Raw genomic sequence first — 23,091 nt, forward strand, 5'->3', positions numbered from 1 at the left:
ACACAATCCGGCGCTTCATCGTGTCCAGAAAGCCCGCATGACGCGGGAGCGCCGGCGGCTTCTCATCATCTGCATGACCGTACTGTTGGTCGTGCTCGGCTGGGCGCTGGTGGCGGCGCTCAAACCCGCTCTTCAGCGCACGATAGTCATCACGACCGGTGCCGACAATGGTATCTACCGCGGCTTTGCGGATCACTATGCGCCGCTCCTGAAGCGAGCAGGCATCGCGCTCGATATCCGCAGTTCTTCCGGTTCGGTCGAAAATTATGAGCGGCTGACGAATCCCGACAGCGAATATCAAGTGGGCTTCATCCAGTCCGGCACCACGAGTCCCAAAGAAACAGATCAGTTGCAGACTATCGCCGCCGTTTCATACGAACCGATCTGGGTGTTCTATCGCGGCGATACCGTCATCAACAAGCTCGCGCAACTGCGCGGCAAGAAGGTTGCCATCGGCATTCCCGGCAGCGGGCTGCTTCATGTTTCGCTGGTCCTGCTCGGCTATAGCGGCGTCACCCGCGACAACACCACGCTGGTGGAAATGGATGCGTCCAACGCATATCGAGGCCTCGAAAGCGGTCAACTGGATGCTGCGTTCTTTATCGGCAGACCCGACGCTTCGATGCAGAAAACGCTGCTGAACAGCGACCTCAAGCTGATGAGCTTCGCGCAGGCCGAAGCGTTGGTGCAGAAATTCCCGTCGCTCTCGAAAGTTATCTACCCGCGTGCGTCGACCAGCATCGTCAACGATTTGCCGCGCGAGGATGTCACGCTGCTCGCCGCCACAGCTTTGCTGGTCTCGAAGGACACGCTGCACCCGGCGCTGGTCTATCTGCTGCTGGACGTGGCCAAAACGGTCCACGGCGGCGAAGATTACTTTACGCCGCTGGGCACGTTTCCCAATCTGAATACCGAGGAATTTCCCATCTCCGACGAGAGCACGCGCTATTTCAAATCCGGGCGGCCGTTCCTGCAACGTTACCTTCCCTTCTGGCTGGCCAGCCTGATCGAAAGACGATTCCTTATTCTGCTGCCGTTCATGGCCTTGTTGGTCGGTTTGCTGCAGGCGTTGCCGGGCATGGTAGAGACGCGGATCAAAAAAAGATTGGTCGTGTGGTATCGGGAAATCAAATCGCTGGAAGATGAAACGTGGAAAAACACGCAGCCGACCCTAAGCGAGATTGCGAAGTGGCGCGATGAAATCGACAGCATCGATGCGCATGCGAGCGAGATACGGATTCCGCATCGCTACTTTCAGGATGTGTATGCGCTCAAGCAGGCGATTGGCGTCGTGAGGGATCGGATTTCCCAGGTCGCGGCGAAGGTGAAGACATAGCCGCTGTGCCGAAACGAATGGCCTGAACCCGGCGCCGATGTGCCAATTGACATCGCAATGCGCTAAGGTGAGTGGCTCGCGCAGTCGGCGCAGGCGATAATCGCGGCTATCGGATTCGGCGATACCCCAACGCGAGCGGTTCGCAGATCAATGGAGCATTGACACATGACCGACAGATTGCAGGCGTCCGTATGCGTTGTCGTACTGCTGCTGATTGTGGGCTGGGTGCTCTACATCGGGCGCACCGTCTTCGTTCCCATTGTGTTCGGCGTCATTGCGGTCTATGTGATCGTCGGCTTCACGCGATTGCTGGAGCGCATACCGGTTATCGGCGAGCGGATGCCGATCCAGTTGCGTTATGCGCTGTCCGCGTTCCTGATCGCAGCCGGAATTTTCTTTGCTGTCGACATGCTCGTCGAGAACTACGACGCTCTCGTCGCGCTGGCGCCTCGCTATCAGGAGTCCGTGCTTACGCTGATCCAGAAAGCGGCGGTGCTTCTGCATCTGGAAACCGAGCCCACGTGGGATTCGCTGCGGCGTGACATGCTCGCACAGTTCAACGTTCAGGCGCTCGTGGCGAGCATGCTGACGTCGCTGTCGGCGGTGATAGTCAACGTCTTCGTCGTGCTGTTGTATGCAAGCTTTCTGCTCGTCGAGCATCGAACCTTCAACGAGAAGCTGGCGAACATATCGGCGAATTCAACTAACGCCGCGCGTATCAAGAGCGTCGTCACCGACATCAACCGGCGCATCGGCGCCTATCTCGCACTGAAGACGCTGCTCGGCGTGGTGCTCGGCGCCATATGCTGGGGCGCGATGCGCAGCGTCGGGCTCGAATTCGCCGGGCTGTGGGCGGTGCTGATTGCGCTGCTCAACTACGTGCCTTATATCGGCTCGGTGTTGGGCATCGTTTTTCCGACGCTGATGTCGGTGCTGCAATTCGGTGAGGTCAACGAAGTACTGATCGTGCTGTTGTCGCTGACCGCCATTCAATTCGTGATCGGCAACATACTCGATCCTTACCTGATGGGCAACTCCCTGAATCTGAGTCCGTTTGCGATCCTGGCGAGCATGGCGATCTGGTCGGCGATCTGGGGCGTCTCCGGCGCGTTTCTCGCGGTGCCGATCACCGTCATCGTGATCATCATTTTCTCGGAGTTCGAAATGACGAGGCCCGTCGCGGTCCTATTGTCGAAAAACGGCCGGCTGGATTACGGTGGAAATGCGCCGCTCGCGTGAGGCGGGCGAACAGTAACGAACGTTTTGTTGCGCGATATCGCGCGAGCCGGATGGAATCGGCAGACCGTCGGCGGTGATTCTTTTCATGAACGCGCATCATGACCAAAGGCGCAGCACCATGACTCCTTACTCCGCAGGAATAGACGCCAGCAGCCTGAATCTGGTCCAGATCTTCGGGCTGTTGATCGGCGGCCTCGCCCTGTTCCTTCTCGGCCTGGAGTTCATGACCGGCGGCCTGAAGGCGATCGCCGGATCGAGGTTGCAGGCGCTGCTGGGCATGTTGACCGCGAGCCGGTTCCGTGGCGTGCTGGCCGGCGCCGTCGTGACCGCGTTGCTGAATTCATCGACCATCACCACGGTCCTGATGGTCGGGTTCGTTTCCTCAGGCTTGATGACGCTGACCCAGTCGGTGCCGATGATCATGGGCGCGAACATTGGCTCCACCGTCACCGCGCAGATCATCGCTTTCGACGTATCGAAGCTGACGCCGTTCATGCTGGCGATAGGTTTCACGCTGCATGCGTTCGGCGGGCGCGATCTGTTACGGCAGGTCGGCCGGGTGCTGCTGGGGCTCGGTCTGCTGTTCCTCGGCATCGAACTGATGGGCGACGCGACGCGTCCGCTGCGCACGTTCCAGCCTTTCATCGACGCGATGCAGGACATGGAGAATCCGGTGGTCGGCATCATGGTCGGCGCGATTTTCACCGCCGTCGTGCAAAGCTCGGCGGCGACGCTCGCCATCGTGATCGCTCTGGGCGCCCAGGGTCTGATGCCGCTCGAAGTGGGCATCGCGGTGATCCTCGGCGCCAAGGTGGGCACGTGCGGCACGGCGCTGCTCGCGTCGATCGGGAAGGCAGCCGAGGCGGTCCAGGTGGGTGCCGTGCATCTGATCTTCAATCTGCTGGGCGTGCTGTTCTTTGTGTTCTTTATCCCGCAGATGGCGGACGTGGTGCGGCATGTCTCGCCGTCGTATCCGGAGCTGCAAGGCGTGGCGCGACTGGCGGCCGAAACGCCGCGCCAGGTCGCCAACGCTCACACGATATTCAGCGTGGCAAGCACGCTGATCCTGATCTGGTTCACCGGACCGATTGCCCGGCTTGCCGAGTTCATCGTGCCGAAGCGCGCGCACGAAGTCAGGCGGACAGGCGACCCGGTTTATCTCGACAAGTCGTCGCTGACAGTCCCTTCGGTCGGACTTCAACGGGTGCGCATCGAGCTGATGCGACTGGGCAAGGAGGTATTGAAGATCGTCCGGCGCGGCACCCAGATGGTGTCCAACGGCACCATCGAAGAGATCAACCTGCTGCTCGATCACGACAAGGAAACCGACCGGCTGGCTTCGGAGATTCTTCACTATATCGGCCACTTGTCGCAGGTGGAGCACTCGGAGGATGAAGGCCAGCAGATGGTCGGGTTCACGCAGGTCGCGTCCAACCTGGAGAGCATCAGCGGCATTGTCGGGACTAACCTGGTGTCGGCCAGCCAGCAGAGGCTGATGCACCAGATCGACCTCACCCGTTTGCGCGATCCGGCGACCACCCAGTTTACGGACGCCGTGATGCGCAATCTCGAACAGGCGATTCGCACGATCGACGAGGCCGGCGCGAGCGAAGCGTCCGAGGTCATCGCGGCGAAAGGCGAGATCGAAAAGCTCGCGTCGGCGGCCCGCCAGGTGGTGCTGGCTAAACTGCAACTCGCGGACAAGGCCGATGTGCAGACCTTCCGGCTGGCGATGGATCTGATCGAACACGGCCGGCAGATCGCGCAATTCGCAAGGGCGATAGCGAAAACGGCCGAAGAGTTGCGCTAGGGCGTTAGGGAGAGGACACGCAACCGGGGGCCGCGATCAGCGCGGTCCCTAACGTGCCCAACCGCCGCCAAGCCCCGTGCTGGCAAAATAAATCGCCAGAAAATAGCCGAGCACGTAGAGCGCGTAGGTCTGCGCGTCGCCGGTATAGACCCTGCGTATCCTACCCGCGGCGGCGAGCGCGAAATGCGACACGCCGCGCCAGAACATCATCGCAAATGGCGGCACCGTGCGCGCGAGGATCGGCCGGTAGAACCTGAAGAAGCCGGGGACGTTGTTGTCCTTTCGGCGCCGGCTGCGGTAGAACAGCACGAACAGCGCGAACAGCACAGCGGCCACGGCCAGCACGACGAGCACGACGGGTGTCGGATTCCAGAAACCGTAGATGCTCTCCAGCGACATGCCTTCCCACACCAGCGTCGAGGCAAACTGCGGATCGATCGCCGCCGAAACCGGTTCGATCAAAAGCTTCGGGAAAAAGGACAGCACGATGATGCCGACCACCAGAACCAGTTGCGGCACGAGCAGCAAAAGCGGCGCTTCGCTCACTTCGGACTGAACGGTCCGGCGACGCCCGAGGAACAGACCGCTGACAAAGCGGATCATGTAGAGAAAGCCGATGAACGTCGCCATCAGTCCGCACACGGCGAGGCCGTACCAGCCCTTGCTCGTCATCGCACTCAGCAGCAGCCACTTGCCGCCGAAGCCCATCAGCGGCGGTAAGCCCGACATCGAAACGAGGGCGACCAGCACCAGCGCGAAGGTGAACGGCATCGCGCGGGCAAGGCCACCCGTTTCGGCGAAGTTGTGCGTGCCCGTGCGCAGGATGATGCCCGCCAGCGCGAGGAACAGAATCCCCTTCACCAGCATGTGGTTGGCGACCAGATACAGCGCCGTGACCCAGCCGAGATGGCTCATCAACGCTATCGCAGTGACGACATAGCCGAGCTGGCTCATGCTGGAGTACGCGAGCAGCCGCTTGAAGTCGTTTTGCCGTAGCGCCATCAGTGCGCCTGCGAGGGTCGTCAGCATGCCGATCCACGCCATCACATGCGCGAGATCGAGTCCGACTTCGGAGCGTATCGTCAGATAAGTGCCGATCAGCAGGCCGAACATCGCCACCTTGCTGACGACCGCCGACAGCATCGCGGTCACGTCGTCTTCCGCTTCCGTGTACGCGCCCGGCAGCCACACATGCACGCCGATGGCGCCCGCCTTGATCAGAAAACCGGTGGCCAGCAACACGAATGCACGGCTCGCGTCCGGGCCCGATCTGACAAGCGCCGCCAGTTCGATAGTGCCGTCGAGCGCCGCGACGGCGGCGAAGCCGGCCAGCAGAAAGAACGCCGACAGCAGCGAGAACAGCAGGAAGGTCAGCACATGTGGTCCGGCGCTGCGGCATTTCGCGATCAGGAAGCAGGACGACAGCGTGATGATTTCCCAGCTATAGAAGAATTCGAGCGTCGTGGTGGAACGCAGCAGCGCCGGGATCGACAGCAGTAGAACCACCAGCATCGGATAGAAGCCCGAGCGCACATCGTTGCGATAGAGGCTCGCCGCCGCGATCACGAAGCTGCCGGCGAGCAGCAGCCACGCAAACAGCTGGGCGATGCCATCTGCGGCTTCGGCGAGCCACGGGCCCACTAGCGCGACGGCGATCAGCGTCAGCACGCCCTTGAGCCGGCCCGGCAGACGATCGCCCGCATAGAGCAGCGCGCCCGCGACGAGCGGGGAAAACATCCATGCCGATCCCGCGCCCGAGAACGAAGCGCCGGCGTAGCCAGCGGCAATCAGGAGCACCGCCACGCCGAATAGCGGCAGCAGCGCGGCCAGATCGGGGCCGGCCGTGATCTCGTCGTCGGACGGATGCAGCGCGCCCACGAACCAGTGGAACATGTAGGCCGCTTCGAGCAGCGAGCCGGTCAGAATGAGCACGATCCAGTAGGGCTTGCCGGCGACGGTCAACTGCATGACCAGTTCCCATTTCGCCCAGAAGCCGGGAAACGGCGGCAGCCCCGCAATCGCGACCATGAAGAGGCCGAGCAGACCAATCAGCAGCGGACTGCGCGACAGGACCGCGCGTGCATGGACGCCATGCCGCCTGAGAATGCCGATAAGCCAGAACAGCCCCGCCTTGGCGAACAGATGGTTGATGAACAGGCCGCCGACCACAAGCGGGATCGAGGTATCGGCGCCCACTTGCCGCAGCAGCGCGAGCGCCAGCATCAGCAGGCCCATCTGCCCGATCGACGAATAGCCGAGCACCCGCTGCGGTTTCGTCTGCTTGAGCGCGAGCAGATTGGAGAACAGGAAGGTCAGGCCGCCGGAGACCGCGATCAGACCGAGCTGGCGTTCGAACAGCGGCAGCAGCTTGAGCAGCGCGAAAAACACCCCAGCCGACACGCCGACCGACACCAGCGCGGCAATGCCGCTCGGCGCGGTTTCGTAGACATCGAGCCCCCACCCGTTCGCCGGAAACGGCTTGAGTTCGATCACGAGGCAGGCGAACACAAGCAGCACTGCCGTGACGGCGATCGGACTGTCGAGGCTCGCGCGGACGGCGATCAGATCGTCGATGTTCAGCGTCCCCGTCACGTAGTAAAGCAGCACCGCGCCGAACAGGAACAGGGTCGACGCGATGACCGTCGCCATGATGTACTTGAACGCGGCGGCCAGCGCGGCCGGCGTGCGATCCAGTCCGAGCAGCCCGTACGTGGCGATCGAAACGATCTCCAGAAACACGAACAGATTGAACAGGTCGCGCGTCATCACCATGCCGTCGATGCCCATCACGAGAATCAGATACAGCAGCAGCGCGGCGTAATTGCCGCGCAGACGGTCCCACAATTGCAGCGCGCCGAGCAGCGCCACCACGTTGACGCTCAGCGTGAAGAAGCCTTCCCACACGCCGAAGCGCAGATTGATCGAAACCGGCGGCTGCGCGCCCGCCGTCAGCACTTCGATCGTCTGGCCGCCGTCCAGCAGACCGAAGAACGACACGCCGCTCACGAGCACGATGCCGGTGAGCGCGATGAAGAAGCCGGCCGTCAGCCACGGCTTGCCGAGCCGGTACAGCAGCGGAATGACGAAGCCGCCCCCCAGGCCGAGAATGAAGATATGCAGCGGATGAAACAGCGCGGCTACCATTTCGACTCTGTGAACGCGTCGATGGAAAGCGTCTTTTTCGCCGCATACAGGCGGATCGCGAACGCCAGCATGACCGCCGTGACCGAAAGGCCGATCACGATCGCGGTGACCACCAGCGCCGACGGCACCGGGTCGATCGCGCGCCGCGCGGCGTCCGCCTTGCTCAACGCGGCGTCGATGATCGGCGCTGTGCCGCCGCGGATATAGCCGGTCGCGACCATCACGATATGCAGCCCCGTGTCGATCAGCGCGAAGCCGATGATGATGCGCAGGATATTGCGCTGGGTCAGCATCCCCCACAAGCCGATCAACGCGAGGCAGAAGCCCGTGATCAGCAGGATGGTCGAAACCGGCAGGCCCGTGGTCATGCGCTGTTCTCCTCGCTCAGCTTCTGAACCGGTCGATGATGACGCTCAGCTCCGCGCCAACCTTCACGCCGAGCAACGCCGAAATGAGGGGTATCGCGCCGGCGCTGAAAAACGCGCCGAACTCGCCGCGCGGCAGAAAACGGGCATCGAGAAAGCCACCCGCCAGCACCAGACCCAGAATGCCGATCATTACGTAGATCACGCCGGCAAACGATTCGACGACGCTCAGCAGTGCGACGTTCAGCGCCGCGCCGGGCCGCGCGAGCAGCATCAGCATCGCGCCGGAAGCGACGATCGCGCCGCCCTGGAAGCCGCCGCCGGCCGACAGATGGCCGTTGACGATCACGTACGCGCCGAAGGTCAGGATCATCGGCAGCAGCACCTGCATGCCGGTTCGCACGATCTCGCCGGGTTGCCTGCGCGGGACGCTGTCGTCGTCGGCTTCGGCTTCTGTTGCGGCTTCGGTTGCAGTTGCAGTGCTTTCGCTTTTCAACAGCAAGCCGACGCTCGCCGCGACCATGAACAGCACTGCGACTTCGCCAAGCGTATCGAAGCCGCGATAAGTGATCAGAATGCCGGTGACGATGTTCGGCGCGCCGAGTTCGATCGGTCCCTGCACGACGTAGTATTGCGCGAGCGGCCGCAGCGCCTGCAACTCGCTGTAGGCATCGATCAGGCGCCAGAACACCAGCGCGAACAGCGCGACCGTCACGATGACAAACACGCGGCGCATCACGACTCCTTCGGCGCGGCGCCGCGCTCGTCTTCGGCGGCGAGCGCGTCTGTCACGGTGGACGATGTCATCGGCGTGCGGATCAGCCACGCCGCGCGCGATAGTGCATGCGACGACACCGGGTTCGTCACCAGCACGAAATAGATGACGAGGATCAGCCTGAACGTCCAGCTCGGGTGATAGAACGCGAGCCCGATCAGCACCAGCATGTTGCCGAGCGTCGAGGCCTTGGTGCCGGCCTGGATGCGGGTGTACGCGTCCGGCATGCGCAACAGGCCGAGGCCGGCGGAGAACAGGAATATCGCGCCCGCCAGGATGAACACGCTGCCGATCAGTTCGATCATGCGCTAGCCCTTCTGATAGCCCGTTTTACGAATCGCGTAGAGAAAGATGAACGTCGCGAGTCCCGAGCCGATCGCCGCCTCGGCCATCGCCACGTCGGGCGCGGCGAGCAGCAGGAAAGCCACCGCCGCGAACAGGCTCGCGAGCCCCGAACTGACCATCGCGGCCATCAGGTTAGTCAGGCAGACGGCCAGGATGCCGCTGACGAGAATGCTGGCGCACACCAGCAGCACGAGCAGTTCGAGCACGGTTCAAAGCCCCCTTTCCAGAAAGCGAGCAATCGCGAGAACGGCTAGAAAGCTGAGCAGCCCGTAGACGAGTGCCACATCGATATAGACGAAACGGCCCGACACCTGTGCGTACAGCGCGATCAGCGAGATCGAGATGACGGTGAGCATGTCGATGGCGACGATCCTGTCGATCAGCGTCTTGCCGAGGACCAGGCGGATCACGCCGAACAGGATCGCGAAGAAGATCAATACCATGGCGATCCGCAGCATGATCTCAGCCAAAGACTTTCTCCAGATGCTTTTCGAAAGGGACCACCAGCGCTTGCGTGGCCTCGTCGATATCCGTTGTCTTGACGTCGAGCCAGTGGATGAATAGTGTCTCGTCCCGAATATCCATGACCAGCGAACCCGGCGTGAGCGCGATCGAATTGGCGAGCGCGAGGCGGCCGATCGGCGATTTCAGGTGGGTGCGGACCTTGACGATGCCCGGCTTGATATCGACGCGCGGCGCGTACACATACGTCATCATGTTGATATTGGCGCGCACCAGTTCGACGACGAAGGTGCCGCTATAGGCGACGAAGTGATAAAGCGCGCGAGGCGTCGGGCGCAGCCGGCTCCACGCTTCGCTGGAAGACGCAAAGACGTGGGCAAGGACGAACGTGATCGCCGCGCCGACGAGCGCCGGCTCCACGGCCAGCGACGCGTTGGCGATCATCCAGATGACGAACAGGATGACCCACAGGCCGGGCATGCCCTGAGGAACAAATGACGACACCGGTTTTCCGCTGTTCGAAGTCACGTGTTCAGGATCCAAAAGAGGGCGCCAGCAAAAATTCTAGGTGACAACCTATGGCAAATCAACCGGGGCCCGGATCGCGCGCGGAATTTGATGCCGCTCGAGTGTGACACGAAGGCATAGTGGTCCGACGTCAGTGCTTGCGTCAGTTCGCGCAAAGTGCGGTCTGGGTCTTGCGGGGTAGTGAGCAGTACTTCGTTGACTGCGCCGATTTTCGTGCCGACCGGCATCGGTATCAGGACCAGCGTCAGCAGCGCCAGCACGCCGGGGGCGATGTATGGCGTCATATGCCGGTAACGCGTGCCGTCCAGAATCCATGCTATCGAAAAAGCGAGCGACGGTGCCGAGTCGATGCAGGCCGACATCAGCCAGCTTTCGGTATCGAGGCCGATCACCTCGGATTCGATGCTGCGATTCAGGCTGCGCTGTCTGAAGAACGCGAAGAAGCAGAAGATGCCGATCGCCGCGGCGTACCACATGCCCCAACCGAATTCCAGTTGACGCGCGCCATCGAGCATGCGTTTGACCGCGTTGACGAATGCGTAAAAGCACAGCACCGCTAACAGACTGCCGTTGAAGGTCAGCATCAGCGGTTCGATATGCCAGAAGCCATGCTGGAAACGTCTGCTGGTCTGTTGGCTGAGCAGGCGGGTCACGAGCAGCGAGAGGCTGCACATGGCTGCCTCGATGGCCTAACTCAGATCGCCATCGGCAGACGGGGACCCGTTGGGAGCCGTGGCGCGAAGCGCGGCCAGGTCCGGTTACGGTTCGCTGCACACCCCTCGCACAACGAACCGGTTCCTGCACCACACTCCGGTCAGCGCGGCTTGATTGCCACCTTGAGAACTCCGTCTCTCTGATTCGCAAACAGATCGTATGCCGCGACGATGTCGTCCAGCTTGTAGTGGTGCGTGACCAGCGCGCCAAGGTCGACGCGCCCCGACTCCACCACGTTCATCAGGCGTCTCATGCGCTCCTTCCCGCCAGGACACAGCGCAGTGCTGATCTTGTGATCGCCGAGGCCCGCGGCGAACGCCGCAAGCGGGATCGTCAGATCGGACGAGTACACGCCGAGACTCGACAGCGTGCCGCCTGGTTTGAGGATGCGCAGCGCCGACTCGAACGTGCCCTGGGTGCCGAGCGCTTCGATCGACGAATCCACGCCGCGCCCGCCGGTGAGCTTCAGGATCTCGTCGACCACATCGCAATTCTTGAAATTGAGCGTGACGTCGGCACCCATCTTGCGCGCCATGCCGAGGCGATGGTCGTTGCCATCCACTGCAATGATCGTGGTGGCGCCGAGCAGCCGCGCGCCCGCCGTGGCGCACAGGCCGATGGGTCCTTGCGCGAACACGGCCACCGTGTCGCCGATACGGATGTTGGCGTTTTCCGCTCCCTTGAAGCCCGTCGACATGATGTCGGGGCACATCAGCACCTGCTCGTCGGTCAAGCCGTCGGGGATGGGCGCGAGGTTCGCCTGCGCGTCGGGCACGAGCACGTATTCGGCCTGCGTACCGTCGATCATATTGCCGAAGCGCCAGCCCGCCGTGGCCTTATAGCCGTGGCAACCGCACAGTCCGTTGGCGATCAGATAGCTGCCGTCCTGCGACGCGACCCCGTCTTGCGCAGCATAGGAATTGAAGTTGGGACAAATGGCGCCGGCGATCACCCGCTGTCCCTCCTGATAGCCGACCACCGCGTTGCCGAGCTTTTCGATCACGCCGACGGGCTCGTGGCCTACCGTCAAGCCTTTGGCGACGGGATATTCGCCTTTCAGGATGTGCACGTCGGTGCCGCAGATCGTGGTGGTGGTGATGCGCACGAGCGCGTCGTTGGCGCCCACGTCGGGCAGGGGCTTGTCGGCGAGTTCGATACGGCCTGGTTCGATGAATACGGCGGCTTTCATCATGGCGGTCATGAATGTCTCCTTCCGGTTTGGGTCAACGGCATCTCACAAGGGTGCTCGCACTTCCTTCGACAGACCGGTGCCGACAGCGAACACGGCGCGGCTGATTCGCGACTGCTGACGGACGTAGCCGCGTTTGCATCTTACTCCGCTGGGAATGGTGCTTGCCTTGACGCCGATCATCAAACTGCAAGCTTTGTGATCCACAGAAGTCCTGATGGAAATCAGCGCGCATCTGCAAAAACAGAAGAACGACGCGACGAGAGGCTCGGTGTCCTTCCCGTCGCATCGGCTAATCGAATCCGCATCCTCGCCCGGCTATCCGCAGCCGATGCAAGCGGCGCGCGCAATTGCGCCGAGCCGTCCGCGGCAGATGCCGTTGCCCGCATTGCGCGGTTCGCCGTCCTCCGCGGGCCAGCCGTCTTCGCCGACGAGCGGCACGAATCTCACGTCGCCGAGCCAGCTCCTGTCGAAGTCAGCTTCAGTGCGTCGGACAACCTTGATGAGCCGCTGATAGTGCTGATCGCGACCCACCGGCATGACGATCCGCCCGCCGAGCGCGAGTTGCTTGCACCACGCGTCGGGAACGCGCGGTCCGCCCGCCGCCGCAATGATCGCATCGTACGGTGCGTGTTCCGCGAGGCCGAGCGTGCCGTCGCCGAGATGAACCGTCACATTGGCGATATCCAGCCGTGCCAGGATTTCACGAGCCGTATCGACGAGCCCCGCGTGGCGCTCGATCGAGTGCACGTGAGCCGCGATCGCCGCGGCGACGGCGGCGGCATAGCCCGAGCCGGTGCCGACGTCGAGCACCCGGTCGCCCGGGCTCAGTTCCGCTGCGTCGATCATCGACGCGACCATCGCGGGCTGCGAAATGGTCTGTTCGTTGCCGATGGGTAGCGGCGTGTCCTCGTACGCGAATTGCCGAAGATCGGCGGCGACGAATTCCTCGCGCGGCACACTGCGCATCGCGGCCAGCACACGGGGATTGCCAATGCCGCGCCGAACGATCTGCCACTCGACCATCCACTCGCGGGCCTCCTTGAAGTCAGTCATAGCCACCTCCGTGTTGCGGCCGGCGCGCGCCTGCCCGCGCGCCGCATTCCAGTGCTTCGCCAGATGCGGGCAAATAGCGCGTGGCGGGCGAATGGATTGCCTAGAATCAGTTTACGCGCGGGACGGCCCTGTCAATACGGAAAATGAAATGGCGTCTTGCGGTGCCGGCGGCGCGCGGGTCCCAACACGTTTCAATCGTAAGGGGAATTACTATGGTGACTTATGTGGTTCTGGCGCAGTTTACGGACCAGGGCATCCGCGCGGTCAAGAACAGTCCTCAGCGGGCCGTTCAGGCGGCGGAGATGGCGAAAGGCTTTGGCTGTGAAATGAAAGAGATCTACTGGACGTTAGGCGAATACGACATCGTCACGGTCGTCGAGGCGGCCGACGACCAGAGCTTTACCGCCTTTGGTCTGGCGCTGGGCTCAGCGGGCAATATCCGCACGCAGACGCTACGGGCTTTCAGCAAGGACGAAATCGGCTCGATTATTGCTCGGCTCCCCTAACTCGCGCGACTTTCCTCAGGAGATGACGATGAATGCGGACAACAGGAGCGACACGCAAGCTTTCGTACAGACGGCCGAGCAAACCGGGGGCTTCGTCTGGGTTATCACGCTAGTCGACTTCGGCAGCCGGGAGGTGAAGCGTTCGCTCGTTTCGGACGGCACCTACGAAACGCGTGCCGCCGCGAAAGATGCTGGCGACGCGCATCTGAAAGCGCTGGCAGCAGATCATTAGGCCCGCGCCGGCCAGGTGTCGGCGCTCGCTGTCGCTCGATAAATCACACGCATGGCTACTCCTCGAATGCGCAGCGGCGCTGATTGCGCACCGCGCCACTCGCGGTGAAGCCCTACAGGTTTTGCCAGGCGTGATGCTTCGCACAGGGCGGGGGTACATTCGCGCCGTCCGGCATCCGCACCCGGACGAACGGCTAGCCCGGTGTCCGGGGGCGGGTCGTGTCGTCGTCGCGTGGACCCGCGTGGATTCCGATCTTCCAATGCGGCTTACTCGCATTCCATGAAGCGAACATGAGCCCCAACGGTAACGACAAGGCGTCGAACACCGACGGACAAAACCGCGCGCCCAGCAGCCGTATTCAGAATGAACCGGGCGGCGCCGGCAAACCCGCCGCCATGCGGTCCGCGATCACCTGGCTGGAGCGGGTCGATCCCGGCACGCATCGCCGGATCAAGGGGCTGCGTCTGGTCACCGCTTACGGTCTCGCAGCCGCGCTCGGGACCTTGCAGGACATCATGCACAACCTGCCCGGCGCGATGTCGGTCGGTTCGCTGGCCGCCGGCTTCGCGCTTTGGGCAAGTGTTTCGGAAGCACGCCTCACGCGCCCCGAATCCAGCCGCGACCTGACGCTGCTGTGCGCGGCGGCCGCGCTCGGCGCGGCGATGTTCATCGTCTTGTCACCGCTGTTGCAGCCGCTTGCGAGGGCGGCTGCGGAACTGACGCTCGTGAGCGGCGCGTTTCTGGTCGGCTATCTGAAGCGCTTTGGCATGCTTGGCGCGGGGATGGGCTCGCAGATCTACATCGGACAGCTGCTCGCCTATGGCGCGCATTTGACGCCCGTCGATCTGCCGGCGGTGGCGGTCGCGGGATTGATCGCGATGCTGGCGTCGATCGTTCCGCGCATGCTCAGCGGCCCGGCCGAACATCCCACGGCGGCCGTGCTTTCACCTGCCGACGTGCCGGCGCGTTGGAGACTCTCGCCCGAACTGATCATGGGCTTGCAGGCGGCGAGCGGCGCGCTGGTCGTTGTTGCGTTGAACGAAGCGGTCGGACTCAGGGAGTCGGCATGGGCGATCACCGCAAGCACCTACGTGGTCGCCGGTTCGGCTAGCGGCACGGCGCAGCGGGTGCGTCGGCGGATCGTAGGCACGCTGGTGGGCGTTCCGCTGGGGCTCGTGTGCCTGCCGCTCGTCGAGCACGCGCCGCTGCTCGCGTGGACCGCGGCCGCCGTCGCGATGATTGTCTACGCGATGGCCTTGCCCGAACGCTACGACATCGCGTGCGGAGCGTTTGCCTTTACGCTGATCGTGACATTGGCGATTGGCGGCGTGCACTCGATACCGCTCCTCGCCGCGCGCGCGTGGGAGACGCTCCTCGGTGGCGTGCTCGGGCTGGTGGCCGCGAAGCTGATCTTTCCGTTGCGCTCGTGAAGGAGGGACGCGGAGCCTGCGATCGATCGTCGCGTCGGGCAGCGATGTCGTCAGGCACGCAGCAACATGCCTCGACTCCCGATCGCCTCGCGATGAAGCCGCGAACGCTATCCCGTGGCGAACCATTCCGATCCAGACATCCTATACTGCGTCCGTCTGCGTGCTGCGTGCTGCGTGCTGCGTGCTGCGTGCTGCGTGCTGCGCCATCGCGGTATGCGTTCACATAACTATCCAGCAGCATCGATACGGGGAGCCTCACGGCGTTGTGCTTACCTCGGGTCCATTGCCAGGACCGGCCTTCACTTCATTTGCCTGCTGGACGAAAACCATGCTGACAATCGATGACATCCGGGCAGTCCCGCTGTTCGCCGCACTCGCCGACGACGAACTGGACCATCTCGCGCACACCTCGGCCGACCTCCATCTGTGCGCCGGCGAGTTCGCGGTTCACGAAGGCGGCGAGCGTGCGCTGTACGCGGTGCTCGCCGGCAAGATGGAGGTCATCAAGACCTTCGACGGCGTCGAGCGCACGCTCGGCTGGCGTCTGCCCGGGACCATCTTCGGCGAAGTGCCGCTTGCGCTGAGTTCGCCCTTTCCGGGCGCGTATCGCGCCGCGGAACCGTCGCGTGTGATGCGTGTGGACGCTCAGCGTTACTACGAGCTGGCTGCCGCGGCGCCGGACGTGGCCGTCAAGATGGGGGCACTGGCGCGTGAGCGCATCGGCGGCCTGCAAGGTTTGTCGGCCGAGCCGCCCAAGCCGCGCGTCACGATGGTCGGCAATCGCTGGGACAACGCGTGTACCGCGCTGCGCCAGTTTCTGGCCCGCAACCAGATCAGCTATGACTGGATTACGCCGGATGCGCCCGAACTGCCCGCGCGCTGGCCGGGAACCTGTCCGGTCGACGAGCAATGTCCCGCGGTGCGGCTATTCGATGGCACCGTGCTGAACCGGCCGGCGACGCGCGAGCTGGCCGAATTGCTCGGCTTGCAGACGCAGCCCCGCCTCGCCGAATACGACACGATGATCATCGGCGGCGGGCCGGCCGGTCTCGCGGCAGCCGTATACGGAGCGTCCGAAGGATTGCGTACGATCGTGCTCGAGCGCGAAGCGCCGGGAGGCCAGGCCGGCACGTCGTCGCGCATCGAAAACTACCTGGGCTTTCCCAACGGCGTGTCCGGAGACGAACTCGCGAGCCGTGCATTGCAGCAGGCAACGCGGCTCGGCGCCGAGATTCTGGTGACGCGCTCGGTCGCGCGGATCGCGGTCGAAGATCGTCAGGTTCACCTCGACGGCGGCGACGTGATCCGCGCGAAAACGATCATTCTCGCGACGGGAGTGACGTGGCGGCGTTTGCTGATAGAGGGCTTCGACCGGTTTATCGGCAAGGGCATCTACTACGGCGCGTCACGCAGCGAAGCGAGCGCGACGCATGGGCTCGATGTCTATCTGATCGGCGGCGGCAATTCGGCCGGCCAGGCCGCTTTGTACTTTGCCAATCACGCGCGCATGGTCACACTCATTCTGCGCGGCGATTCGCTCGAGAAGAGCATGTCGCGCTATCTGGTCGAGCAGCTTCGCGGCAAGTCGAACGTGGCGGTGCAACTGCGAGCGGAAGTCGTCGGCGCATACGGCGAAACGCATCTGACCGCGATCGATGTACGCGATGCGTCGAGCGGGGAAGTGCGCCGGCATGACTGCGGCGGATTGTTCGTATTCATCGGCGCCGATGCCGAGACCGGCTGGCTACCCGCGGAAATCGCACGCGATGCGCGCGGCTACGTGCTCACTGGCGACGACGTCGTGAAGGCGGGGCGCTGGTCGTACAGCCGTGATCCGTACCTGCTCGAATCAAGCGTGCCCGGCGTGTTTGCCTGTGGCGATGTGCGATTGAGCCCGGTGAAACGTGTCGCGTCGGCGGTAGGCGAGGGGAGCATGGCGATTGCGTTCGCTCATAAGTATCTACAGCAGGATGCGCGGTAAGGCTGAACGGAAGGTGGCGGAACGAAGAAAGCCGACGTGTTGCCACGCCGGCTTTTTTCCGCGTCGGTCCAACTGTGGATGCCGGTTTCCTTATCGGGCGTGATGTCGCTCGCGACGATCGTTCCGAACGGCGTCTCCAGCTTTGTCCAATGAGGCGGTATTCGGGCGCTTTGCCCGAGTGACGACGAGAATTTGCTCACGTCGCGTGGGACCGTCAATCTTCGTTGCTGCCGCCAGGCGCGAAGCCGAACAGCGTGCGCGGGGTCGTCCACAACACGCGCCGGCGTGCATCGGCGTCGGGAATGAGGCGCTGAACCAGCGTCAACAGCGGCGCGTAATCCATCCGCTGCGGCGCGCGCAGGAACGGCCAGTCCGAGCCCCAGACGCATCGGTCCGGCCCGAACACGCGAAGAAGCTCTCGTGCGAACACTTGCGCATCTTCGTACGGATAGGCGCGCCGCGAAAATTTTTGCAGCCCGGAAATCTTGACCACGGTGCGGCCGTTGTCGGCAAGACGCAGCAGCGCCTGGAAGCCTGGCTGATCGACGCCCGCCGTGAGTTCGGGGCGGCCGCAGTGGTCGATGAGAAGCCGCGTGCGGGTCCGTTCGATCAGCGGCTGCAACGCGACCAGCTGGTCGCCTGTGGTCTGGATCTGCGCGAACATATCGAGGTCGGCCAGCGTGTCAAAGAGGGCGCCAACGCTCTTCATCGAGTCGACACCTTCCATCGCCGGATTGAACGCGGCGCCTATCACGCCCGCGCTTTTCATCTCGACGAGTTCCACACGGCTCACGTCGTTTTCGACCACCGCGATACCTTTGAAGCGATCGCCGCCTCGCGCGATTGCATCGAGCATGCAGCGATTGTCGGTGCGGTAGCCGCTGGTCGGTCCGACCAGCAGCGCATGCTGAACGCCGCACGCGTCCATCAGGTGAGAGAACTGCGCAGCCGTGCCGATCTCCTGCAGCGCGGGCCGGTAAGCGGTGTCGTCCCGATACGCAAAGCGCGCGGGGTCGAACACATGGTTGTGACAGTCGATCTTCTGTTCGTCGAAGATGTTCATTGACGGGACGCTCCGAGTGATTCATCACGACGCCGCGCAACGTCGATAAGTGCGCGCGTGCTCTGGTACGCGAGTTCGAGCCGATCCTTGGCGGGCAACGAAGGCAGCGGCATTTCCACGCCCAGCGTCGTACCGGCAGGCAGTGCGGCCAGCAATCCGGTGAGGGGCAACACGCCGCTGCCTGGCGGCAAGCGGCCCGTGCGCGCTTCGAGGATTGTCGCATCATCGCCGACCGGTTCGTCTTGCGACGCGTCGCAAAGCTGCACGGCGCGTAGCATCCCGTCAGGCAACGCGCGAAGGTCGTCGGGGCTGCCGCCCGAGCGGGCGAGATGCAACGCGTCGACGAGAATCGCGAGATTGGCGCTGCCGGCTCGCTCGACCGTTGCGCGTGCCTGCTTCAGCGTGCCGACATGGCGCCAGCGCATGAATTCCAGATCGACACGCAAGCCATATTGGGCCGCCAGCTCGCACAACGCAGCGAGGTTCGCGGCGAGACGCGCGGCATCGGGATCGTCACCCGAGACCGTGACGCATTGGGCGCCGAGATCGGCCGCGGCATCGAACATCGGCGCGTACGACGCGACATCGATATCGGGCCGCACCGGAATGAACTCCACATCGTGCACCGTCATCCCCTCGTCAGCGAGCAGCCGCCGCAGCGCGAGATGCGCGTCGCTACCTGTACGGGACGGATACGCGATCGCACCCGCGGCGGTCGGGTTGAGCCGCAGTCCCACCGCGCCGAATCCCGCGCGCGCCGCGTGCCGTACCCAGTCCTGCGGCGCCAGTTCCAGCGCGGTCAGATGCGCGACCGCGAGTTTCGGCGCGATTGTTTGCGTGACCGTTGGCGCGTTCAATATGTAGCTCTCCCGCCGGTCAGATCGAACGTGAAGCCGGTCGTGAAACTGCATTCAGGACTGGCGATCCAGCTGACCATCGCGCCGACCTCGTCGATCTGAAGGAAGCGGCCCATTGGAATTTTTGCCTTGCTCGCCTCGATGTGCGTGTCCGACATCTCGCTGAACAGTTCGGTTTCGACCATCGCCGGCGCGACGCAATTGATCAGCACGTTGTCTTTCGCGAGTTCCTTCGCGGCGGACTTGGTGAACGCGATCACGCCCGCTTTCGCCGCCGAATAGCCCGAGATGAACTGCACGCCTTCCTTGCCCGCGATCGACGCCACGTTGACGATCCGGCCGCCGCCGCGCGCGCGCATGTGCGGAATCGCAACGCGGCAGCAGTAGAACACACTGTTCAGATCCACCGCGATCACGCGTTGCCACGCATCCAGCGAATACTCCCAGCACGGTGCCACCGGTCCGTTGATCCCCGCGTTGTTGACGAGAATATCCACCTGGCGCAATGCGTCGAGCGTGGCCGCGAAGGCTTGTTCGACGGACTCGGCGGACGCCACGTCAACCTGCTGGATGTGGTCCGGCGTGAAGCCGAGCCGTTGCGGCTTGCAGTCGCCGACATTGAGGTCCCACACGGCCACGCGTGCGCCATCGGCTTTCAGCTTTTGCGCGATGCCCAGACCGATGCCGCGCGCCGCGCCGGTGACGATGGCGACTTTACCGTCGAGAGAGCGAGTCATTGTTCGATGTTTCCTTGCGTTAAGAAATGGTGTTGCGCAGTTCGATGCGTTTGATGTCGCCGACTACGAAGAGGTATGAGAGCGCGCCAGCCAGCGTGACGGCCGAAATGAAGGCCAGCGCGTACACGAACGAACCCGTGGCGTTGACGATCAGGCCGATCACCAGCGGGGTAACGATCCCCGCTGCATTGGCGAACAGATTGAACACGCCGCCGCTGAGTCCCAGCAAACCCTTCGGCGCGATGTCCGAGACGATCATCCACGCGAGCGCCGACATGCCCTGCGCGAAATAGGCGACACAGAGAATCGCGATCACGGCCGCGGTGGATTCGACATAGTTCGCGAGCACGATGCTCGACGCCGCGAGCAATCCGACGATGACGGGCAACTTGCGCGACCAGTTCAGCGAGATGCCACGGCGCAGCATCGCGTCGGAGATCCAGCCGCCGGCGAGCGTGCCGACCGACGCGGCAATGAACGGCAGCACCGCCACCAGCCCGACTTTCAGCCAGGGCATATGGCGCTCCGCCACGAGGTAGGTGGGGAACCACGTCAGGAAGAACACATTGGTGGAGTTGCATGCGAACTGGCCGAGACAGATGCCCAGCATGCTGCGCCGCTTGAGCAGCGCGCCGAGGTCCGACCAGCGAAAGCGCGTCGCCTGCTGGCTGCCGTCCACGACGCCGCCGCCAACGGCGATGTAATCGAGTTCGGCCGCGTTCGCGCGCTTCGACAGATGCGGCTCGTGAAAGCGCGCGAGCCACACCCACGCGAACACGACCCCGACGGTCCCGACGATGCCGAACAGCGCGCGCCATCCATATTCCTGCTGCAGCCAGAACAGCAATGGACTCAGGAAAGCCAGCCCGACATACTCCGCGAAGGTGTAGACGCCCGTCGCGCGGGCGCGCTCGCTCTGCGGAAACCACACGGCGACCACGCGGCTGTTGGTGGGAAAGCACGGTGCTTCCGCGACGCCGATCAGCAAGCGCATGATGAGCAGCGATACGAAGCCGGCCGCGAGCCCTTGCAATCCCGTAAACAACGACCAGAGCGTCAGCGCGAAGAAATACGTCCAGCGGGTGCCGACGCGGTCCAGCATCACGCCGCCGGGAATCTGCGCCGCCGTGTAGGTCCACGAAAACGCGGAAAAGATCACGCCCATCAACGCCGGATTGAGGCCGAGTTCGTGGCTCATGCTCGGCGCGGCAATGCCGGCGACGCTGCGGTCCAGATAGTTGATCATCGTGCCGACCGCCAGCAGCGCGAGGATGCCGAAGCGGGTGCGCGTGCGCCGCGCGCTGATGCCGGCGTCGATTGCCGCGACGCCTGACCTGGTTGCCTGATTCATCGTGTCTCCTTCATTTTGCTTGTCGGCGGACTTCACGGCTCGCCGGTTTGCCCATGTCGAGTTGCGCTTCACGCGAGGCGAAGCGGTGCCCGGCGGGCAGTTCGGGAGGGCTGTCTCCCTGTAAGCAGATACTAGATAGATGTCGTCCGGCTGTCGTATGCCGAGTTTCAGTTACCCTATAACTTTTAGTTAATACCGACGGATACGGGTTCTGGAGGCCGCATGCGGTTCAAGCTCAGGCAGATGGAGGTGTTTCGGGCGGTCATGCTGACCGGCTCGATCAATGCGGCGTCGAAGATGCTTTATGTGTCGCAACCCGCGGTCAGCAAGCTCGTTGCTCACACCGAGACCACGTTGGGGCTGCGTCTGTTCGAACGCGCCAAGGGCAGGCTCGTGCCGACGGCGGAGGCGCAGGCGCTTTTCAGGGAAGTCGAGCAGGTGTATCAGGCGGCGTTGCGCGTGGATGAGTTTGCGCGGGCGTTGTCACTCGGACCCGCGAGCCTGCTGCGCGTGTCCTGCAGTCCGTCATTGGCGATGTCGATCGTGGCGCCCGCGATCGTCGAATTGAAGCGGCAATTGCCGGGCCTCAGCGTGGACTGGCACACCACGCTAATGGCCGAAATGCCGCTCGAAGTGCTGAGCAAGGCCGTCGATGTCGCGGTGTCCTCCACGCCGATGGAACATGAACATCTCGACGTGGTGCCGTTCATGCGCGGCCGGATGGTATGCGCGGTGCCGCCGGGCCATCGTCTGGCCGACCGGGAGCGCATTGCATTAGCGGACCTGGTGGACGAACCCATGATCCTCTTCAGGCGCGACATTCCGTTCGGCACGATGATCGCGCAAGCGTGTCAGCAAGCGAATGTCGAACTGCAGTCGATCGTGGACGTCACGCGTGCCGATCAGGCCATGGCGCTCGTGAAAGGCGGCCTCGGACTCGCGATCGTCGACGAGTTCGCAGCGCACGGACAGGATTGCGTGATCCGTCCGCTGATTGAAGAACTCGAACTGGTTTCGACTTTTGTCTATTCGAAGTTCTCTCCGCCTTCGCGCAATACCGCACTGCTGATGCAGGCGGTCTACAGGCAGGCGCAACGGATGAAACGGCATATCACCAGTGCATCATTACCGGCCTGAGCTTGCATCGCGCGCATGTTGTTGCAGCGCAAGTCTTGATTTGACAGTTCCGCGATTGACAGCGGTGCTAACAATCGAGCCAGATACCAGGACCGCCAAAAAACTTCGCGTCACGATGCGGATATAGGCTATAAAGTTTAAAGGATAGGTATCCATCGGCGAAAGCCTGATGAGAAGATGGAATGCGAACTCGCTCTCATGGTAAATTGCCAGCGCCACTGCGCTGACTGCGCGAGCGTCCATAGCGGGTGACCATACGTAGATATTTTGTTACGCCTTTCAATCGCAATCCGAATGACTGGAGAACAAGAATGCTCTTTGACGGTGGTTTCACATTCCCGAATTTTCTGGCCGACATCTTTTCCGTTTTCATGTTCATCCTGTGGTTCTGGTTGTTCATAACGGTGGCGAGCGACCTGTTTCGCCGTCATGATGTATCGGGATGGCGCAAAGTTCTCTGGGTGATCCTGCTTATCGTATTGCCCTATATCGGCATCTTCGCTTACCTGCTGACACAACACCGTGGCATGGCCGAACGCGAGCAGGCGCGAGCCAAACAGATGAGGGAAGATCTGCGCCAGGTGGTTGGCTTCAGCGCTGCGGACGAAATAGAAAAACTCGAGCGGTTGAAGGCGGCAGGATCAATCTCGGACGAGGAATACTCGCGCCTGAGGTCCCGGCTGGTGCAGTAATCGCAATTCATCCACGAATGCGGCTGGCGATCATCAGGCTCCGACCCTGATCAATGGCGTCACTCCGGACGTCACCCCGCGACACTCATGCAGTGCGGGGTGACTCGCGAACGGAACCGGCGACGCGGATGTTTTGGGTGTG

At 62.9% G+C, this 23,091-nt stretch carries 24 protein-coding genes; 9 read left to right on the plus strand and 15 right to left on the minus strand.

What is annotated here, in order from left to right:
* Positions 1-37 precede the first annotated feature (37 nt).
* The 3 genes from P0D89_RS16165 to P0D89_RS16175 all read left to right on the plus strand — a co-directional run bounded on the left by P0D89_RS16165 (position 38) and on the right by P0D89_RS16175 (position 4,385).
* Positions 38-1,336, plus strand: a complete 1,299-nt coding sequence (locus P0D89_RS16165) for a TAXI family TRAP transporter solute-binding subunit (protein WP_408359117.1) — start codon at positions 38-40, stop codon at positions 1,334-1,336.
* A 165-nt stretch (positions 1,337-1,501) separates the two neighbouring features.
* Complete coding sequence (locus tag P0D89_RS16170; protein WP_408359083.1) at positions 1,502-2,575, plus strand: AI-2E family transporter; 1,074 nt, start codon at positions 1,502-1,504, stop codon at positions 2,573-2,575.
* Between the two features lie 118 nt (positions 2,576-2,693).
* Positions 2,694-4,385 (plus strand): Na/Pi cotransporter family protein, encoded by a 1,692-nt coding sequence (locus P0D89_RS16175; protein WP_408359081.1) that lies wholly within the window; start codon positions 2,694-2,696, stop codon positions 4,383-4,385.
* A gap of 48 nt (positions 4,386-4,433) precedes the next feature.
* Here the strand turns inward: P0D89_RS16175 and P0D89_RS16180 are convergent, their stop codons facing one another.
* The 10 genes from P0D89_RS16180 to P0D89_RS16225 all read right to left on the minus strand — a co-directional run bounded on the left by P0D89_RS16180 (position 4,434) and on the right by P0D89_RS16225 (position 12,963).
* A complete protein-coding gene (locus P0D89_RS16180) occupies positions 4,434-7,529 on the minus strand; it encodes a complex I subunit 5 family protein (protein ID WP_408359079.1) in 3,096 nt (1,031 codons plus the stop codon).
* Entirely contained in the window at positions 7,523-7,897 is a 375-nt protein-coding gene (locus tag P0D89_RS16185; RefSeq protein WP_408359077.1) for a sodium:proton antiporter, read from the minus strand. The genes P0D89_RS16180 and P0D89_RS16185 overlap by 7 nt, the downstream gene beginning before the upstream one ends.
* Before the next feature lie 16 nt (positions 7,898-7,913).
* Positions 7,914-8,630: a Na(+)/H(+) antiporter subunit B gene (locus P0D89_RS16190; protein WP_408359075.1), complete on the minus strand. Its 717-nt coding sequence runs from the start codon at positions 8,628-8,630 to the stop codon at positions 7,914-7,916.
* Positions 8,630-8,974: a monovalent cation/H(+) antiporter subunit G gene (gene mnhG / locus P0D89_RS16195; RefSeq protein WP_408228115.1), complete on the minus strand. Its 345-nt coding sequence runs from the start codon at positions 8,972-8,974 to the stop codon at positions 8,630-8,632. The genes P0D89_RS16190 and mnhG overlap by 1 nt, the downstream gene beginning before the upstream one ends.
* Positions 8,975-8,977: 3 nt before the next feature.
* A complete protein-coding gene (locus tag P0D89_RS16200) occupies positions 8,978-9,220 on the minus strand; it encodes a hydrogenase subunit MbhD domain-containing protein (protein WP_149674841.1) in 243 nt (80 codons plus the stop codon).
* A gap of 3 nt (positions 9,221-9,223) precedes the next feature.
* The gene (locus tag P0D89_RS16205) at positions 9,224-9,484 is read right to left on the minus strand and encodes an MrpF/PhaF family protein (protein WP_408359073.1); all 261 of its coding nucleotides are present in this window, start codon (positions 9,482-9,484) and stop codon (positions 9,224-9,226) included.
* Positions 9,477-9,980: a Na+/H+ antiporter subunit E gene (locus P0D89_RS16210; RefSeq protein ID WP_408359071.1), complete on the minus strand. Its 504-nt coding sequence runs from the start codon at positions 9,978-9,980 to the stop codon at positions 9,477-9,479. Before P0D89_RS16210 ends, P0D89_RS16205 begins: the two co-directional genes overlap by 8 nt.
* A gap of 20 nt (positions 9,981-10,000) precedes the next feature.
* Positions 10,001-10,678 (minus strand): cation efflux transmembrane domain-containing protein, encoded by a 678-nt coding sequence (locus P0D89_RS16215; RefSeq protein ID WP_408359069.1) that lies wholly within the window; start codon positions 10,676-10,678, stop codon positions 10,001-10,003.
* A 140-nt stretch (positions 10,679-10,818) separates the two neighbouring features.
* A complete protein-coding gene (locus P0D89_RS16220) occupies positions 10,819-11,919 on the minus strand; it encodes an NAD(P)-dependent alcohol dehydrogenase (RefSeq protein ID WP_408359067.1) in 1,101 nt (366 codons plus the stop codon).
* Between the two features lie 306 nt (positions 11,920-12,225).
* Positions 12,226-12,963 carry a protein-L-isoaspartate(D-aspartate) O-methyltransferase gene (locus P0D89_RS16225; protein WP_408359065.1) on the minus strand — a complete coding sequence of 246 codons (738 nt, stop codon included), beginning with the start codon at positions 12,961-12,963 and terminating at the stop codon, positions 12,226-12,228.
* Positions 12,964-13,175: 212 nt separating this feature from the next.
* Between P0D89_RS16225 and P0D89_RS16230 the strand changes: the two genes are divergently transcribed.
* From P0D89_RS16230 to P0D89_RS16245, 4 genes are all read left to right on the plus strand, one after another.
* Entirely contained in the window at positions 13,176-13,469 is a 294-nt protein-coding gene (locus P0D89_RS16230; protein WP_408359063.1) for a GYD domain-containing protein, read from the plus strand.
* A 28-nt stretch (positions 13,470-13,497) separates the two neighbouring features.
* Positions 13,498-13,701, plus strand: coding sequence for a hypothetical protein (locus tag P0D89_RS16235; RefSeq protein ID WP_149674847.1), 204 nt, complete (start codon positions 13,498-13,500; stop codon positions 13,699-13,701).
* 290 nt (positions 13,702-13,991) lie between these two features.
* Positions 13,992-15,131, plus strand: coding sequence for an FUSC family protein (locus P0D89_RS16240; protein WP_408359061.1), 1,140 nt, complete (start codon positions 13,992-13,994; stop codon positions 15,129-15,131).
* A 328-nt stretch (positions 15,132-15,459) separates the two neighbouring features.
* A complete protein-coding gene (locus tag P0D89_RS16245; RefSeq protein WP_408359059.1) occupies positions 15,460-17,112 on the plus strand; it encodes an FAD-dependent oxidoreductase in 1,653 nt (550 codons plus the stop codon).
* A gap of 214 nt (positions 17,113-17,326) precedes the next feature.
* On the opposite strand, the gene P0D89_RS16250 is transcribed toward P0D89_RS16245, so the two are convergent.
* Genes P0D89_RS16250 through P0D89_RS16265 form a run of 4 tightly spaced genes read right to left on the minus strand, consistent with a single transcriptional unit; the run spans position 17,327 to position 21,120 of the window.
* A complete protein-coding gene (locus P0D89_RS16250) occupies positions 17,327-18,175 on the minus strand; it encodes an amidohydrolase family protein (RefSeq protein WP_408359057.1) in 849 nt (282 codons plus the stop codon).
* The gene (locus tag P0D89_RS16255; RefSeq protein WP_408376914.1) at positions 18,172-19,032 is read right to left on the minus strand and encodes a sugar phosphate isomerase/epimerase family protein; all 861 of its coding nucleotides are present in this window, start codon (positions 19,030-19,032) and stop codon (positions 18,172-18,174) included. The genes P0D89_RS16250 and P0D89_RS16255 overlap by 4 nt, the downstream gene beginning before the upstream one ends.
* The gene (locus P0D89_RS16260; RefSeq protein WP_408359053.1) at positions 19,029-19,769 is read right to left on the minus strand and encodes an SDR family NAD(P)-dependent oxidoreductase; all 741 of its coding nucleotides are present in this window, start codon (positions 19,767-19,769) and stop codon (positions 19,029-19,031) included. Before P0D89_RS16260 ends, P0D89_RS16255 begins: the two co-directional genes overlap by 4 nt.
* 19 nt (positions 19,770-19,788) lie before the next feature.
* Positions 19,789-21,120, minus strand: a complete 1,332-nt coding sequence (locus P0D89_RS16265; protein WP_408359051.1) for an MFS transporter — start codon at positions 21,118-21,120, stop codon at positions 19,789-19,791.
* 222 nt (positions 21,121-21,342) lie between these two features.
* Between P0D89_RS16265 and P0D89_RS16270 the strand changes: the two genes are divergently transcribed.
* On the plus strand, positions 21,343-22,257 hold the full coding sequence (locus P0D89_RS16270; RefSeq protein WP_408359049.1) for a LysR family transcriptional regulator: 915 nt from the start codon (positions 21,343-21,345) through the stop codon (positions 22,255-22,257).
* On the opposite strand, the gene P0D89_RS16275 is transcribed toward P0D89_RS16270, so the two are convergent.
* The gene (locus tag P0D89_RS16275; protein WP_408359047.1) at positions 22,246-22,500 is read right to left on the minus strand and encodes a hypothetical protein; all 255 of its coding nucleotides are present in this window, start codon (positions 22,498-22,500) and stop codon (positions 22,246-22,248) included. The two genes, P0D89_RS16270 and P0D89_RS16275, sit on opposite strands and share 12 nt — an antisense overlap.
* 68 nt (positions 22,501-22,568) lie before the next feature.
* Here P0D89_RS16275 and P0D89_RS16280 point away from each other — a divergent pair, with 68 nt between their 5' ends.
* Positions 22,569-22,949 carry an SHOCT domain-containing protein gene (locus tag P0D89_RS16280; protein WP_408359045.1) on the plus strand — a complete coding sequence of 127 codons (381 nt, stop codon included), beginning with the start codon at positions 22,569-22,571 and terminating at the stop codon, positions 22,947-22,949.
* Positions 22,950-23,091 lie beyond the last annotated feature (142 nt).

Source organism: Paraburkholderia sp. RL18-085-BIA-A (genome assembly GCF_046027075.1).
In the GTDB taxonomy this organism is placed as follows: Bacteria; Pseudomonadota; Gammaproteobacteria; order Burkholderiales; family Burkholderiaceae; genus Paraburkholderia.